Genomic DNA, 14,721 nt, shown 5'->3' on the forward strand with positions numbered 1-14,721 from the left:
CGTTGCATCGAATTAAACCACATACTCCACCGCTTGTGCGGGCCCCCGTCAATTCCTTTGAGTTTCACCGTTGCCGGCGTACTCCCCAGGCGGGATACTTAACGCGTTAGCTACGGCACGGCTCGGGTCGATACAAGCCACGCCTAGTATCCATCGTTTACGGCTAGGACTACTGGGGTATCTAATCCCATTCGCTCCCCTAGCTTTCGTCCCTCAGTGTCAGTTACGGCCTAGCAGAGCGCCTTCGCCACTGGTGTTCTTCCTGATCTCTACGCATTTCACCGCTACACCAGGAATTCCCTCTGCCCCGAACGTACTCTAGCTATGTAGTTTCCACTGCTCTTATCTAGTTGAGCTAGACTCTTTAACAGCAGACTTACATCGCCACCTGCGGACGCTTTACGCCCAATCATTCCGGATAACGCTTGCATCCTCCGTATTACCGCGGCTGCTGGCACGGAGTTAGCCGATGCTTATTCCTCAGGTACCGTCATTGTCTTCTTCCCTGAGAAAAGAGGTTTACGACCCAAGAGCCTTCCTCCCTCACGCGGTATTGCTCCGTCAGGCTTTCGCCCATTGCGGAAAATTCCCCACTGCTGCCTCCCGTAGGAGTCTGGGCCGTGTCTCAGTCCCAGTGTGGCTGATCGTCCTCTCAGACCAGCTACTGATCGTCGCCTAGGTGCGCCTTTACCACACCTACTAGCTAATCAGACGCGAGCTCATCTCCAGGCAATTAATCTTTCACCTCGAAAGGCACATCCAGTATTAGCCACCGTTTCCAGTGGTTGTCCCAGACCTAGAGCCAGATTCTCACGCGTTACTCACCCGTCCGCCACTAAATCCGAAGATTTCGTTCGACTTGCATGTGTTAAGCATACCGCCAGCGTTCATCCTGAGCCAGGATCAAACTCTCCGTTTTGAAGCGTTTGTAAGCTCAATTAGCTGCTCTTTTTTAACTTCAGCTTAGTTATCTTTATTTTCTTAGACCCAAACTACTTGCTGTATAATCGCTTTCAAACTATAATATTTTCAAGGTTCGGTTCACCTTTTGGCGTCGCTTTTCTCGCTCCGCTTCAGGCACTTATTCAATATAGCGAACCTACTTCACTGTGTCAACCATTTTTCCAAATTATTTTGGGACTGTTTCTGATTCCCCATGAAACTCCCCACAGTGCCGGGTTGTAGGCAACAATGGTTTATGCACTGTGCCAACTAAGCAAGGGGAAAGCGTGAATTTTCAATCTGTAATAGCTTTATTGCATCAGTTTTGGGGCGATCGCGGTTGTCTCATAGCCCAGCCCTACGATATAGAGAAGGGGGCTGGTACTAAGAATCCGCAGACATTTTTAAGAGCGCTGGGGCCGGAACCGTGGGCTGTTGCTTACGTTGAACCTTGTCGTCGCCCTACAGATGGACGTTATGGCGAAAACCCTAACCGTTTCCAACACTATTATCAGTACCAAGTTCTAATCAAGCCGTCGCCAGATAATATCCAGGAGATTTATCTTGATTCCTTGAGGGCTTTAGGTATTCGTCCTGAAGACCACGATATTCGGTTTGTAGAGGATAACTGGGAAGATGCGACGGTGGGAGCTTGGGGCACTGGGTGGGAAGTATGGTTAGATGGAATGGAAATTACTCAATTTACCTACTTCCAGCAGTGTGGGGGTATTGATTGCCGTCCGGTGTCCATTGAGATTACATACGGGTTAGAGCGGCTGACAATGTATCTCCAGCAAGTAGAGGCAATTACTAAGATTCATTGGACGGACAACATTACTTATGGTGATGTTTACCTTCAGGGAGAAATTGAGCAGTGTACATACAACTTTGAAGCGTCGAATCCTGAGTTGCTACTGACACTGTTTAATTTGTATGAGCAGGAAGCTACCCAATTGACGGAGCGAGGATTGGTCTTGCCTAGCTTAGATTATGTAATGAAGTGTTCGCACACGTTTAATTTGCTGGATGCTAGAGGTGTAATTTCCGTGACGGAGAGAACTCGCTATATTGCCAGGATTCGGCATTTAGCTAGGAAGGTAGCTCATTTATATGTTGAGCAAAGGGAGAAGTTGGGTTTTCCGTTACTCAAAGATACTGTAAGTTCAACAGGAAGCCCAATATGATCAAAGGTGCGGCTACTCTAACTAAGTACAGCTTTGTGTAAAAAGGCAAGGTTTTTAAACCCAGAGGAACGCAAAGTCAACGCATAGGCGCTTCGCCTTCCGGCAGGGTAGGTGCGCAGAGTCTTGCCAAGTTTATTCGCTACGATTTTGTGTTCTTTTTATCCATGCTGTGCTGAGGCTGAAGCTAGGTATATCTTTATACGGTTAAATATTGAGTCTAGAGCATTAAAGCTACAAGGATAAGGCCTGCCTGTGCGGGCTTTGTTTGTATAAACTTGATGGACTATATTTCAACACAAGGATAAAAATTCTTCGCGGTTGCTGATTATAGAGATGAAAAACTCACGCAGAGGCGCTCTAAGCGCAGATAATAAGAGTTTGGAATATTTTATTTTTGAATTGCATAGCCAAATTCAGCAATGCTGATTTTTCTCTATTGCTGCCCTAACTATTTTTAAGTCAGCTGCAAATTCGGGTTGTCAGGTGCTTTTAGAAAAAATCTTATGATTCAAACCAGTGGTGTAATTATTTGTCTTGGCTACATTTTTGGGTTGCTGTTTACAGCAGTTCCTTGGGGTGGTGTGTGGATTTTGGTTCTGGGGATAGTGGGAGCAATTCTTTTTAGAAGACGCACCACTTCACGGCAATTTGCTCAGAAACCAGAAAATACTGGAAGCAAAAATAAGACAGTGCCTAACACTTGGCAAATTACTCCCCATTCTAGAATATGGATAGCTGCTGGCTTGGTGGGATTATTGGCAACTCTATATTTTCTATGGCGAGTGCCGCAACCAGGTGCAAAAGATATTAGTCAGTTCGTTCCGCCTGGAAATAGCAGTAATCAAGAACAACTTGTAATTGTTCGTGGCGAAGTGGTGAGTAATCCCCGCTTAACTCGTAGTCAGCGAGGACAATTTTGGCTGGAAGCGACTCAGCTAGATGAAGTCAAAAATGACAAAGGTTCAGCAGGTGTGCCAAAAGGAGTTACAGGTAAATTGTATGTGACAGTGCCTATACTTCAGGCTACTGGGTTATACCCTAGTCAACAAATTGCTGTGACTGGGATTTTGTACAAACCAAAGGCGGCTTCCAATCCTGGTGGTTTCGATTTTCAGAAGTTTCTCAAGCAGGAAGGAACGTTTGCTGGTTTGATTGGAAGACAAATAAATGTTTTGGATCAGGAACGTAAATGGGGATGGTGGCAAATTCGGGAGCGAATTGTGCGATCGCAAGTTCGTTGGTTGGGTATCCCTGAAGGGCCTCTTGTCAGTGCTATGGTGTTGGGAAGCAAAGCTGTTGATTTACCTTACGATATCCGCGACTTATTTGTACAAGCTGGATTAGCTCATGCTTTAGCAGCTTCTGGGTTCCAAACTTCTTTGATTTTAAGTGTAATCTTACAGTTAACGAGGCGGGCAAGAAAAGGAACGCAATTTACCCTTGGCTTTTTGGCTTTAATTATTTTTTTAAGTTTAACAGGTTTTCAACCTGCGGTTCTCAGAGCGGTAATTATGGGTTTTGCGGCATTAGTTGGTTTGCTATTAAAAAGGAAGGTAAAACAGTTCGGCTCATTATTATTAGCAGCAACTCTGTTATTAGTGTTTAATCCTCTATGGATTTGGGATTTAGGTTTTCAATTGAGTTTTTTAGCAACATTGGGATTAGTTGTAACAGTACCTGCATTAGTCAATCGCCTAGCATGGTTACCACCTGGGATCGCAGCTTTGATTGCTGTTCCCCTAGCTGCCACTATTTGGACTTTACCTGTGCAACTTTTTGTCTTTGGAGTTGTACCATCTTATAGTTTGTTGCTGAATGTGGTTAGTACTCCATTCATTTCGATAATTAGTATAGGTGGAATCATCAGTGCCTTAGTGGGTTTAGTTTGGACTCAGGCAGGAAGCTTTTTAGCTGCGGTGTTGCATTACCCGACTGATTGGCTAATTAAATTAGTAGAATTTTTTAGCAAGCTGCCAGGGAATTCTGTTGCTGTAGGTAGTATATCTACTTGGCAACTTTTGGCGATTTATGCACTGATTATATTAGTTTGGTTAGTGCCTTGGTGGCAGAGGCGGTGGTGGTTTGCTAATGTGATTGCGATTGGTTTAGTATTCATTCCCCTTTGGCATTCTACAAATACATTGTTTAGGATAACGGTATTAGAATCTGGTACGGAACCAATTGTAGTTGTTCAAGATAGAGGTACTGTAACTGTAATTAATAGTGGTGATGAAGGTACAGGACGTTTTACAATTTTACCGTTTTTGCAACAACAGGGTGTAAATCAAATAAATTGGGCGATCGCAACTGATTTTCAAGGCAATGAAAGTAATGCTTGGTTGGAATTACTGCAACGTTTACCAATTAAAAACTTTTATGAATATTCACCTAAGCCAGAAAGTTCTATTGCAACTCAGGCAATTCAACAAGAACTACAAAAGTATCAAGGATCTTACCAGCCGTTAGCAGTTGGTCAAGCTGTGAAAACGGGTTCAATTGTGGCACAATTAATCAATGATCAATTACCCATCTTACAATTGCAAATTTTAGATCAGAATTGGTTATTAGTAGGTAATATCAAGTCTAAAGAGGTACAGCAACTAGTTAAGAGTGGGAGTTTGCCTCGTCCCCAAGTACTGTGGTGTGCCCCTCAGTCATTAAAAGATTTAGTTATTGCTCTGCAACCACAAGTAGCGATCGCTTCTTCTGCCAACTTTGATATAAAAGCTTTATCGGAACTAAATCAAAGCAAAACCAAACTGTTTTTTACAGGACGAGATGGGGCTATTCAATGGACGCCTAACGGTGAGTTTGAGGCATTTATTGAAGCTACGGAAAATAAGTCTTCTGTCTTATAAAAAACTCAAACCCAAGTAAATTTAAAAACACGATATTTTTTAAGCAAAACTAACTAAAGATAAATGTATAGCTATTTGGAAGAAAGTAACCTCTCAAAAGGTCTGAGAAAGGTCGATTTCCTGAGCAGGCGCTAACCGTATGCTTGGGGTAATACCAATTTTGTATGAAGATGTGCTAAAGCCTATTTAGGTATAAGAAAGAAAGCGAACTGCGTACTACTGCTGAGAAGCAAGCTACGCGCAGCATCTCGCAGAGAAGGACTCAAAGGACACAAAGAAAGAAAGAAGTTAAAAGGGTTTGGTGCAGCCTCACAAATAAATGGTATAAGTAAGTGGTTATGAAGAATTCAAAGTTTGTAGTAAGTACTGAAGCTCTTACTAGGAGAGAATTTAGTACTGCAAGGCGGAAGTCACGCATTCACGCATTCAAAAGTATTATGCAATAAGCTCTTTAGGGATAGGACTTACGCAAAAATTGCCGAAAAGCTTAATTTATCGAACCGCAAAGACGCCATCGCGCAGCGTCTCGTTAGAGAAGGACGCCAACGCGTAGCGTCTCGTAGAGAAGAATTCGTAGAGTGTGCGTAAGTCCTAAGGGATTTTAAATGATTGCTCTATTTCCGCCGTCGCGTACTAAGCTAATCTTCATTCATTTTTCCAAACTGACTCGCTTGTAGTAAGGGCTTCAGCCCTAGTTTTATGCAACTTAAATGCTCGTTAGATTAGTTACTTTTAAATTGCGTAAGATAGTTTGATTTATTATTGCCTATTTACAAGGCTCCTGATTTACTTAGTCTCCTAGAGTGCAATGCGTAGGAGCAAAGATGATTCTACATCCAGCTTGATGGCTGTGATATTATGGGAGACTGCTACATACATTTAGAAAAACTAGAAATTGAATCGATCATGGCTCTGACGCAACTGCGGAAACAAGAAATAATTTCCAACTACCAAGTTCACGAAACCGACACTGGTTCGGCCGATGTCCAAGTTGCCATGCTAACTGAGCGCATTAACCGCCTCAGCGAACATCTCCAGGCAAATAAAAAAGACCATTCTTCCCGGCGGGGACTGTTGAAGCTAATTGGTCAGCGCAAGCGTCTTCTAGCCTATATATCTCAGGAAAGCCGGGAAAAGTATCAAGCTTTGATCGCTCGTCTCGGTATTCGTGGATAGGGACTACCGCTTATGTCTGCTGAAGAATCTGAACGCAGTCGCTTGCCCTTTGAACCAAACAAAAAGCGCCAAAAACCCGCAAAAACTCAAAGTAAACCAGCAGCACAGCTACAAGAATCTGGCAAACAGGCTGATAGAAAACGGCCTTACACCAAACAAGAGATGGCTATTCCCCAAGTAGTCAGCCAGCGCATGATCCGCCGGGTAGCTGGGTTCTGTGGTGTACCAACAGCTTTGGGCATTAGCGTCCTGGTTGTTAGCTATCTGCTTGCTATCTACTCTAAGATCCAACTACCTCCCATCGCCGTGTTATTGGTGAACATGGGATTATTTGGTTTGGGGGTTTTAGGGATAACTTATGGCGTTCTTTCTGCCTCTTGGGATGAAGAAAGAGTCGGAAGTTTGCTGGGTTTGGGTGAGTTCAACACCAATTGGGGACGAATGGTGGCAGTTTGGCGCGAAACTCGGCAAAAAAACTCATAATTAACGGCGCTCAGGGATTAGATAACTGCGGTATTGGGTAGATGAAGAAGTGAATGTTGAAGTTGAAATTTTATAACTTCAACATTGCTAGTTAATATATAATCTTTTTATACCCCATATTCAGTTATTTAGCAGTAAATATACTGACTGAGCGCTATATTTTGTAAATAAATTTGATTTTTAAGTATTCATAATTAGACTAATAAGCAACAATAAAGTTAGTCAATTTACAGAAAATTTTACTAATCAGGAACTTTCAGATGATTATAGTAATGAAAAGTGGTTCCCCAGAGGCGGAAATAAACCGCATTGATGAGGAATTAACTAGCTGGGGGCTAACTCCAGAAAAAATTATTGGTCAACACAAAGTAGTTATTGGTTTAGTAGGTGAAACCGCCAGCTTAGATCCACTACAAATTCAGGAACTTAGCCCCTGGATTGAGCAGGTATTGCGGGTAGAGCAGCCTTATAAACGAGCCAGCCGTCAGTACCGCCACGGTGAAGCTTCAGAAGTGGTGGTTAATACTCCTAATGGAGCGGTGGTGTTTGGTGAACACCAGCCTTTAGTAGTCGTTGCCGGGCCTTGCTCCGTAGAAAATGAAGAAATGATTGTGGAGACAGCACGGCGCGTCAAAGCTGCTGGAGCTACATTTTTACGCGGCGGGGCATACAAACCCCGGACTTCACCTTACGCCTTCCAAGGACACGGCGAGAGTGCTTTGGATTTGTTGGCAAAGGCGCGGGAAGTAAGCGGACTAGGTATTATTACAGAAGTGATGGATGCTGCTGACCTGGATAAAATTGCGGAAGTTGCTGATGTAATCCAGGTGGGGGCAAGAAATATGCAGAATTTCTCCTTGCTCAAAAAAGTGGGAGCGCAGCCGAAACCAATTCTGTTGAAGCGGGGAATGGCGGCTACTATTGAAGATTGGTTGATGGCTGCCGAGTATATTCTGGCATCTGGCAATCCCAATGTAATTTTGTGCGAAAGGGGAATACGCACCTTTGACCGCCAGTATACGCGAAATACGCTGGATTTATCAGTAGTGCCAGTGTTGCGAAAGCTGACTCACCTGCCAATTATGATTGACCCTAGCCACGGCGTAGGTTGGTCTGAGTTTGTGCCTTCAATGGCAATGGCTGCGATCGCAGCTGGTACAGATTCCCTGATGATAGAGGTTCACCCCAATCCTGCCAAAGCCTTATCTGACGGGCCCCAATCTCTCACACCAGACCGTTTCGATAACTTGATGCAAGAATTAGCAGTGATTGGTAAGGCGGTGGGACGCTGGCAACAACCAGCAGTAGCTCTAGCTTAAAATTCAGTTGCAACTTTGCGACCATAACTCCAAGTTTGTAGTAAGGACTTTAGTTCTGATAGACCTTACCATGAGCGATGAATCGCTCACTACAAACTCGGATTTTATCGTATGTTTAATGATGCCTACCTATTTATTGTAAATATCAAATATGCCCCTTTAGAAATCTTCTAAAGGGGATTTTTAAACACTACGAAAGCTATGAAAAAATAAACAAATCTGCAATCAATATTGAATATATACCTATAAATAAAGCCCTCCTACTAATGACAGGACGGCTTTATTTTGAGCTTTCTTTGTTTTCTTTAATTTAGTCAGAAGCTACTCATTTACTACTCAAAAATCGTTCAAAACGGCTCACTACACCGATTATTGTACTTGCGAGGGGAAAGCACCAGGTTGCACGGCTATGTTAAGACTTTGCCCATTGCGACGTAATTCCATACGTAAATCGCCCCCGACTTGGCTATTTTCTACTGCTCTTTGAACACTGCTGGCATCTGTGACTGCTTGGCCGCCAAGCTTTTGGATCACATCCCCAGCACGTATCCCTGCTTTAGCAGCTGGTGAATTTGGCACAACTTTCACAACTAATACACCTTTATCTTCATTCACACTCAAACCGCTATTGGGATCTGAGTTGATATTTTGTTTTAGCTGAGGTGTTAACCCTACCATCTGAATTCCCAGATAAGGATGTTGTACTTTGCCTGTAGCTATTAGTTGATTGGAAATACGTTGGACTGTTTTGATAGGAATAGCAAAGCCTAATCCTTGTGCCCCTTGGATAATTGCTGTATTCATGGCAATCACCTCGCCACGAGAATTTAGCAGGGGGCCACCGGAGTTACCGGGATTAATGGCTGCGTCAGTTTGAATATACTCTACTCGCCTATCGGGAGCGCCGATTTGATTGCTACTGCGTCCGGTAGCACTGATGATTCCGGTAGTTACTGTATTATCTAGTCCAAGGGGGTTGCCGATCGCGATCGCCCATTCTCCCGCTTGCAGTTGATCTGAGTTACCCAAGGCTACAGAAGGTAGATTCTCTGCCTGAACCTTGATAACAGCGACATCGGTTAATTCATCTTTTCCTAACACCTTACCTTGCAAGGTGCGCCCATCCTTGAGTGTGACTGTCACTGTATCAGCACCATCTACCACATGGGCATTAGTAAGAATTCGACCATCGGCACTGATGATAAAACCTGAACCAGTACCCCGTTCTACTCTTTCTCTTGATTCTGGCAGTTGGGAGCCAAAAAAGCGGCGAAAAAACGGATCGTTAAATTCATCTGGTATCCGGCTTCTTACCGTTCGGGAAGAGTTAATCCTCACTACTGCTGGCCCAACCTTTTGCACCACCCGTGTTACAAAGTTAGGATCTGTGGCAGCTGGTAATGGAGGAGCAGCATTTACTCGACTTACTGCCAAATTAGATGCACTCTCAGACACCTGCCGAGAATGTCCAGCCATATAGCCGCCTGCTAATGTCATACCTGATCCCAGAAGCACCAGCGATAGAGAGGCGGCAGCCTTTTTCCAGGGCGCTTGATTACGGTATTTGGCTTCAGCAGTGTTATGTGAAATGCTATTTGATGGGTGTTCTCTGTCGCAAGATTCGTTTTTCATTGCTCTCTGGAAAGATATTTAGATGTATTACTAATGTAGATATGATTTGTGACGGTTTTGTTGCAGAGGTATTGCGTTCTTGTGAAAGGTTTGGTATTTTACTAAACCGTATTTGAATTATAGTGATTCGTAAAGGCGCACAGCTTTACACTGCGTGTTCTCTACCATGCCTGAAGGAATAAAAATGGCACAGGGGAAAATCTTACTTAAACCTGGCACTTTATGGACAAGTGTTAAAGAACGGACTGAACATGCTTTGCAATGCGGGGCGCTACTATCGATTCCGACAGAATTTGAATTTGTTGAACAGGATAGCGTGCGCTTTTTGGTGCGGATTTTGTCTAACCTGAATCGCAAAAAAGCAGCTAAGGAGAAACACCAAAAACAATCTGCTACTTCTGGTCAAGAGTTTAATCCTTTTTTGCCCTACGAAGAGGATTTATTTGTAGCGGATATTTCCGAGACTCATGTATGTATCTTGAATAAATTCAATGTTGTTGATTATCACCTGCTAATCATCACCCGTGCCTTTGAGGAACAGGAAAGCTTACTCACCCTGGAAGATTTTACGGCTATGTGGGCATGTTTGGCTGATTTCGATGGTTTAGCATTTTACAACAGTGGTAAAACCGCAGGTGCGAGTCAGCGACACAAGCACTTGCAATTAGTGCCGCTACCACTTACACCTTCGGGGCCGCAGATACCTATTGAACCTCTGCTAACAGCAGCACAATTTCAGGAATCAATACCTTTTGATGCATCCGCTACGCCAACGGTGGGCTTTAGCAACGCAATACCAAAACTTCCTTTTGTACACGCTTTCGCACCATTAAATCCCCATTGGGTGCGATCGCCATTGGCAGGGGGACAAGCAACTTTGGAAGTTTATCGGACTTTGCTACATTCTGTGGGAACTGGTGCTTACAATCTGCTAGCGACAAGAGAATGGATGTTGATCGTACCGCGATCGCAAGAGCATTTCCAGTCTATCTCTGTGAATTCATTAGGATTCGCTGGTGCTTTACTAGTGCGGAATGCAGCAGAAATGGAGATTCTCAAAGCCCAAGGCCCGATGACTATCCTCAAAAGTGTTGCTGTATGCTAAGTGAAGTAAACGAGAAGCACAGTGGTTTGTCCTGATAGACTTTTATCTAAATTTGAGTGTATACCCTGATGACGTAGGATTCTCTGACGGTGAAAATTTGGTATAGGTAAATGCGTATCTTTCCTGGCTCCAGATTTGTCAAAAATATTTCTGGAGTTTTTTCATTATTTGAGTTTAAAATTACCCATCTAATCTAAACTACAGTGGATATTTTACTTTTATTATGAACATCTATGTTATGGCTGTGCAGTAAAATAAATATAAATTAGGAATTGTTATAAAAATTACTGAGAAAGTATGGAAATCTCAAATTCTACTCCTCAGAGAGACATGCCACAGCCACAAGCTTCGGAAACACTTGTACAAGCTAAGAGTATCAGCCGTCGGGAGTTTATGAAATTGTCATTAGAAGAACGGCGATGCATATTAGCAGCACAGGCTGAGTTAATGTTATTACATTACGAGCAAGATAGAGAATGGCAGGAGTTACAGACAGGAGACTTGATTGATTATTAAATATCCATCTCCTAAACGGGGTGATATTTGGCTTGCTAATTTCGATCCGACAGTGGGAGCAGAAATTAAAAAAGTCCGTCCTGCTATAGTAGTAAGTTCTGATGGTGTTGGCAAGCTACCCATTAAGTTGATTGCACCAATTACAGACTGGAAAGAATATTATGGTGGCAATATTTGGCACGTTAAAATCGAACCAGACAGTGCAAATAGTCTAACAAAAACTTCTGCTGTAGATATTTTGCAACTGCGCGGTATGGATATACAAAGATTTATCCGTAAAATTGGAAGATGTTCGAGTGAAATTATGGAGGAAGTTGCTGCTGCTATTGCTGCCGTAGTTGAGTATTATTAGTGATTTGTATAATTCATTTATTAACGTGCATATTGAAACTATAGGGTGCGTCAACACCATGTAATGCACCTTGAATTACCTTACTATTTTTTGTTTTCTTTCCCGAAGTGATAGGCTCCTAAAGCAGCCCCTATTCCTAATACGGCAGGAGCAGCAACGCCAACAGCAATAGCAATAGCAGCACCTCCTCCTACAATAAGAGCAGCAGCTCCTCCGGCTACTCCTCCAGCGATTGCTCCCAGTTTTCCTACATCTCTACCATTTTTCCTAGCTTCACGTTCATCTTCAGATAAGTTTTCATCATCTTCTAGAACTTTACCGACTACCAAATCAGTCGCTAGACCACTTACTAAACCTCCTACACCCGCAATACCACCAGCCACACGCCCAGCAACCGTAGGAGCTTGTTTAATTCCTACATTTATTAAAACTTTTGATATCGGGTCTATAGAGTTCTTTGCAGTTTCCACTGCTGTTGCATCGTGACTCTATTTTCAGACATACATTTGCGTCTGAATTCCTAAATTTTCCATCAAAGCAATGAGTGAAATACCACGCAGACGCGCCAACTCTGCTAAATATTCAATGCGTTGTGCTTGCAGTTTTTCTATCTGTTCAGTTAAGTTCAATAACTCTCTATATTCATTGCTTGTGATATTTTCAGCCTCTCTTTTACTAAGTAATTCGTTGTAATGGTTCTGAGTATCTGAAGGAATACCTTGATTAATTTTAAGTAACAATTCAGCCTCGGTTTGCGGCAAGCTAGAAGCTTTTCGTTGCGCTTGTAAGGCGAGAACTTGAGATACAAATCGCTCTAAATCTGGTTGATTTAACTGCTCAACTGCCTTTAGTAGTTCTTCAGAAGATAGTTGTACTTCAACTCTAACTGTTGACATTTATTAGATTTAACCAGTAACTTATTGATATTCTATCAACTGACTCATAACAGTGAGTGTTACGGGCAAAGCAAAATAGTTAACCGATCGCACTCTTAATCTTGACTCCATCAAAGCGCGATCGCATCTAATACAAGTACTTATTTAGTTGTATATGTCACAAAAATATCCTTTTTCATCTCTACTTCTGCTGGAGCATCTGGATTATAAGCCGGTGATAATAAAAAACTAGCAAATGATGGTAAAGGAACTCCAGTTTTAGAACTACATGAGGGATATAGTAATGTATAAAATGGTTCGGCTACAGAAGGAGTACCAAGTTTAGCACCCATAGCAGTTGCTAAAGCCTGAGCGCGACTTTGAGCGTCTTTCATTGCAGATTGGTAAACTGAACTCTGCAAAGCCTGACAGTCATTGACTGCGTACTCAACGCCCACACTCTTGACGGAAAGGTTTTCAATTTCGCTTGTTGCTTTATTCGCTGTACCGACAATTTCCTGGACGCGATCGCGTGTTGGTTTTTCTAGTCTCACCAATATCTTGGCGTTATTTTCACTGGAATTAGGGTTAATTTGCACTTGAATTTTATCAGCACTAATCCCTTTGGCAACTAGGCTATTAACTACAGGCTGGAGAGTTGCTTTAGTTAGTGATTTTTTGCTTGTTAAAGATTCTGCTGCTGTTTCGTAATTTAAAAGTTGAGTCGGTGAGGCAGCCCGGTCTTGTTGTTCCAACAAAGAGGGACTGCCGTTCGCCCTTGGCGTGCCGGAGGCATACCCGGAGGGTGAGGATATGCGGCGGGTTTGGGGTAGAGATGATGGTTGTGTTTCTAACTCATCATTGCTAGCTGCGCTACTGAATACTAATTCAATATCGGCTGTATCTGCTGGCACTCTCACCACACCTTGACCGATTACCATTAATGAATGGCGATCGCTTGCTGGTGGGTAAAATAATTGGGCATTAGTGACTTTGGGCGTTAATGCTCCCACCCCGACAGCCACGGTAATACTTACCACCATTAGAGCAGTTATTTTTCTCATGTCCTGGGAATATCCTTTGAACCTAGTAATTGTCAAAGTTTACACCTCAAGAGGAATATACGTAAAAAAAATATTAACTAATCCCACGCCTACGAAAACATCACAAGTCTTTCCGACACGCTGCCGCGATCGCTGGTTTTCATAACCGTGGGTAAATCGAAGTCATTAGTCATTCATACCAATGACTAAGGACAAATGACTAATGACTAAAGATTTTCGTTAACCAAACCAGTGAGAGGGTTCACAAGCTGGTTGAACTGTTTCACAAACACGATCGCTAATCCAATCTGACTTTTCTTGAACAATTAAACAAATGCCTTGGTGAATCAAATTTTGTAAATGCAGTTGCTGCTCTAAGGGTTTACGAGGCAATTTGTAATAAGCCAAGCTTCCTTCTTCAGCCTCCGCTAGCGGAATATGTCCGTCAGACATGGCGCTGTAAAAGGAGGGAATGCGGTTGAGGACGAAAGTAATTAACTTTTGGCGTAAGTCAGGAATCGCAAAGGCTTCTTGATATGGATGGTATGGATATGTATCCAAAACGCTTTCAATCTCTCCTACTATCGATTGCTGTGTTAAATTGACTAACGTTTTCATGATTTTTAAACTCCTTTTTTAATCCCAATAGGCTTGGTGTTCGTGATATTTTGCCCTGAAATATCCCCCCAACCCCCCGATAAAAAGGGGGGCTAAATTCCCTCCTTTTTAAGGAGGGTTAGGAAGGATCAAGTCTTAACCCAATCGTATTGCTAAAAACAAATTTTTTAGATGGCAACGTCGTCATGACAATCAGTTAGAAGTTATTCAACTGATAGATGCAATAGACACTGAAACTAGCCTTTTATCTTGGTAGAATCTCAGACATTTGGCTTCGCTTATTTTAGTTAAATTTTATACTGTTTCACAGCATAAATTATTAAAATAGCGTCCAATATGCTGGTAAATTCGCAACATTTTATGTTTATAATCCTAATTATTTCAAATTTCTGCCTTTTTGGCATAAATCTACATAAAATGCAGCATCAAGGCTAGGGGATCAAGATTAACGGCAATAAAACGACTTGAATTAGTTACAAGTTTTTAATGAAGTTAAGCTCTGTTTTTAATTTACATCACTTTTTAGAGTTGCGGCAAAATTTGCTGTTTCATCTAAAAAACTTATTTCTTGCAGTTGATTTAGTAACTCAGAAAAATAGCGACTCGCTAGAGGGCAAA

General features: G+C 42.5%; 13 protein-coding genes and 1 rRNA gene (1 of these 14 running past the window's edge). 8 read left to right on the top strand and 6 right to left on the bottom strand.

Annotation, left to right across the window (positions count from 1 at the left end):
• A 16S ribosomal RNA gene (locus tag D1367_RS26680) occupies nucleotides 1–919 on the bottom strand; it reaches 572 nt to the left of the window's first position.
• Between the two features lie 310 nt (nucleotides 920–1,229).
• On the opposite strand from D1367_RS26680, the gene glyQ reads away from it, so the two are divergent.
• The 5 genes from glyQ to aroF all read left to right on the top strand — a co-directional run bounded on the left by glyQ (nucleotide 1,230) and on the right by aroF (nucleotide 7,962).
• Nucleotides 1,230–2,126 (top strand): glycine--tRNA ligase subunit alpha, encoded by an 897-nt coding sequence (gene glyQ, locus D1367_RS26685; RefSeq protein ID WP_118169643.1) that lies wholly within the window; start codon nucleotides 1,230–1,232, stop codon nucleotides 2,124–2,126.
• A 503-nt stretch (nucleotides 2,127–2,629) separates the two neighbouring features.
• Nucleotides 2,630–4,984, top strand: a complete 2,355-nt coding sequence (locus D1367_RS26690; protein WP_118169645.1) for a ComEC/Rec2 family competence protein — start codon at nucleotides 2,630–2,632, stop codon at nucleotides 4,982–4,984.
• Nucleotides 4,985–5,890: 906 nt separating this feature from the next.
• Nucleotides 5,891–6,160 (top strand): 30S ribosomal protein S15, encoded by a 270-nt coding sequence (rpsO, locus tag D1367_RS26695; protein ID WP_041565894.1) that lies wholly within the window; start codon nucleotides 5,891–5,893, stop codon nucleotides 6,158–6,160.
• 12 nt (nucleotides 6,161–6,172) lie between these two features.
• Entirely contained in the window at nucleotides 6,173–6,643 is a 471-nt protein-coding gene (locus D1367_RS26700; RefSeq protein WP_118169647.1) for a PAM68 family protein, read from the top strand.
• Between the two features lie 260 nt (nucleotides 6,644–6,903).
• Complete coding sequence (aroF, locus tag D1367_RS26705) at nucleotides 6,904–7,962, top strand: 3-deoxy-7-phosphoheptulonate synthase (RefSeq protein WP_118169649.1); 1,059 nt, start codon at nucleotides 6,904–6,906, stop codon at nucleotides 7,960–7,962.
• 369 nt (nucleotides 7,963–8,331) lie between these two features.
• Here aroF and D1367_RS26710 read toward each other — a convergent pair whose 3' ends face one another.
• The gene (locus tag D1367_RS26710) at nucleotides 8,332–9,594 is read right to left on the bottom strand and encodes an HhoA/HhoB/HtrA family serine endopeptidase (RefSeq protein ID WP_118169651.1); all 1,263 of its coding nucleotides are present in this window, start codon (nucleotides 9,592–9,594) and stop codon (nucleotides 8,332–8,334) included.
• A 184-nt stretch (nucleotides 9,595–9,778) separates the two neighbouring features.
• On the opposite strand from D1367_RS26710, the gene D1367_RS26715 reads away from it, so the two are divergent.
• From D1367_RS26715 to D1367_RS26725, 3 genes are all read left to right on the top strand, one after another.
• Nucleotides 9,779–10,699 (top strand): ATP adenylyltransferase family protein, encoded by a 921-nt coding sequence (locus tag D1367_RS26715; protein ID WP_118169653.1) that lies wholly within the window; start codon nucleotides 9,779–9,781, stop codon nucleotides 10,697–10,699.
• Nucleotides 10,700–10,996: 297 nt separating this feature from the next.
• Complete coding sequence (locus D1367_RS26720) at nucleotides 10,997–11,215, top strand: hypothetical protein (RefSeq protein WP_118169655.1); 219 nt, start codon at nucleotides 10,997–10,999, stop codon at nucleotides 11,213–11,215.
• On the top strand, nucleotides 11,205–11,567 hold the full coding sequence (locus tag D1367_RS26725; RefSeq protein ID WP_118169657.1) for a type II toxin-antitoxin system PemK/MazF family toxin: 363 nt from the start codon (nucleotides 11,205–11,207) through the stop codon (nucleotides 11,565–11,567). Before D1367_RS26720 ends, D1367_RS26725 begins: the two co-directional genes overlap by 11 nt.
• An 83-nt stretch (nucleotides 11,568–11,650) precedes the next feature.
• Here D1367_RS26725 and D1367_RS26730 read toward each other — a convergent pair whose 3' ends face one another.
• The 4 genes from D1367_RS26730 to D1367_RS26745 all read right to left on the bottom strand — a co-directional run bounded on the left by D1367_RS26730 (nucleotide 11,651) and on the right by D1367_RS26745 (nucleotide 14,103).
• On the bottom strand, nucleotides 11,651–12,037 hold the full coding sequence (locus tag D1367_RS26730) for a hypothetical protein (protein ID WP_118169659.1): 387 nt from the start codon (nucleotides 12,035–12,037) through the stop codon (nucleotides 11,651–11,653).
• A gap of 24 nt (nucleotides 12,038–12,061) precedes the next feature.
• Complete coding sequence (locus tag D1367_RS26735; RefSeq protein ID WP_118169661.1) at nucleotides 12,062–12,463, bottom strand: STAS/SEC14 domain-containing protein; 402 nt, start codon at nucleotides 12,461–12,463, stop codon at nucleotides 12,062–12,064.
• Nucleotides 12,464–12,603: 140 nt separating this feature from the next.
• Nucleotides 12,604–13,542, bottom strand: a complete 939-nt coding sequence (locus D1367_RS26740) for an SIMPL domain-containing protein (RefSeq protein WP_181984973.1) — start codon at nucleotides 13,540–13,542, stop codon at nucleotides 12,604–12,606.
• A gap of 183 nt (nucleotides 13,543–13,725) precedes the next feature.
• Entirely contained in the window at nucleotides 13,726–14,103 is a 378-nt protein-coding gene (locus tag D1367_RS26745) for a hypothetical protein (protein WP_181984974.1), read from the bottom strand.
• Nucleotides 14,104–14,721 lie beyond the last annotated feature (618 nt).

This window comes from Nostoc sphaeroides (assembly GCF_003443655.1).
Classification (GTDB): domain Bacteria; phylum Cyanobacteriota; class Cyanobacteriia; order Cyanobacteriales; family Nostocaceae; genus Nostoc; species Nostoc sphaeroides.

Excerpts from the sequence above, each read along its gene's own strand:
- D1367_RS26690 (WP_118169645.1), top strand. The coding sequence starts at position 2,630 with ATGATTCAAACCAGTGGTGTAATTATTTGTCTTGGCTACATTTTTGGG.
- rpsO (WP_041565894.1), top strand. The coding sequence starts at position 5,891 with ATGGCTCTGACGCAACTGCGGAAACAAGAAATAATTTCCAACTACCAA.
- D1367_RS26700 (WP_118169647.1), top strand. The coding sequence starts at position 6,173 with ATGTCTGCTGAAGAATCTGAACGCAGTCGCTTGCCCTTTGAACCAAAC.
- aroF (WP_118169649.1), top strand. The coding sequence starts at position 6,904 with ATGATTATAGTAATGAAAAGTGGTTCCCCAGAGGCGGAAATAAACCGC.
- D1367_RS26710 (WP_118169651.1), bottom strand. The coding sequence starts at position 9,594 with ATGAAAAACGAATCTTGCGACAGAGAACACCCATCAAATAGCATTTCA.
- D1367_RS26715 (WP_118169653.1), top strand. The coding sequence starts at position 9,779 with ATGGCACAGGGGAAAATCTTACTTAAACCTGGCACTTTATGGACAAGT.
- D1367_RS26720 (WP_118169655.1), top strand. The coding sequence starts at position 10,997 with ATGGAAATCTCAAATTCTACTCCTCAGAGAGACATGCCACAGCCACAA.
- D1367_RS26735 (WP_118169661.1), bottom strand. The coding sequence starts at position 12,463 with ATGTCAACAGTTAGAGTTGAAGTACAACTATCTTCTGAAGAACTACTA.
- D1367_RS26745 (WP_181984974.1), bottom strand. The coding sequence starts at position 14,103 with ATGAAAACGTTAGTCAATTTAACACAGCAATCGATAGTAGGAGAGATT.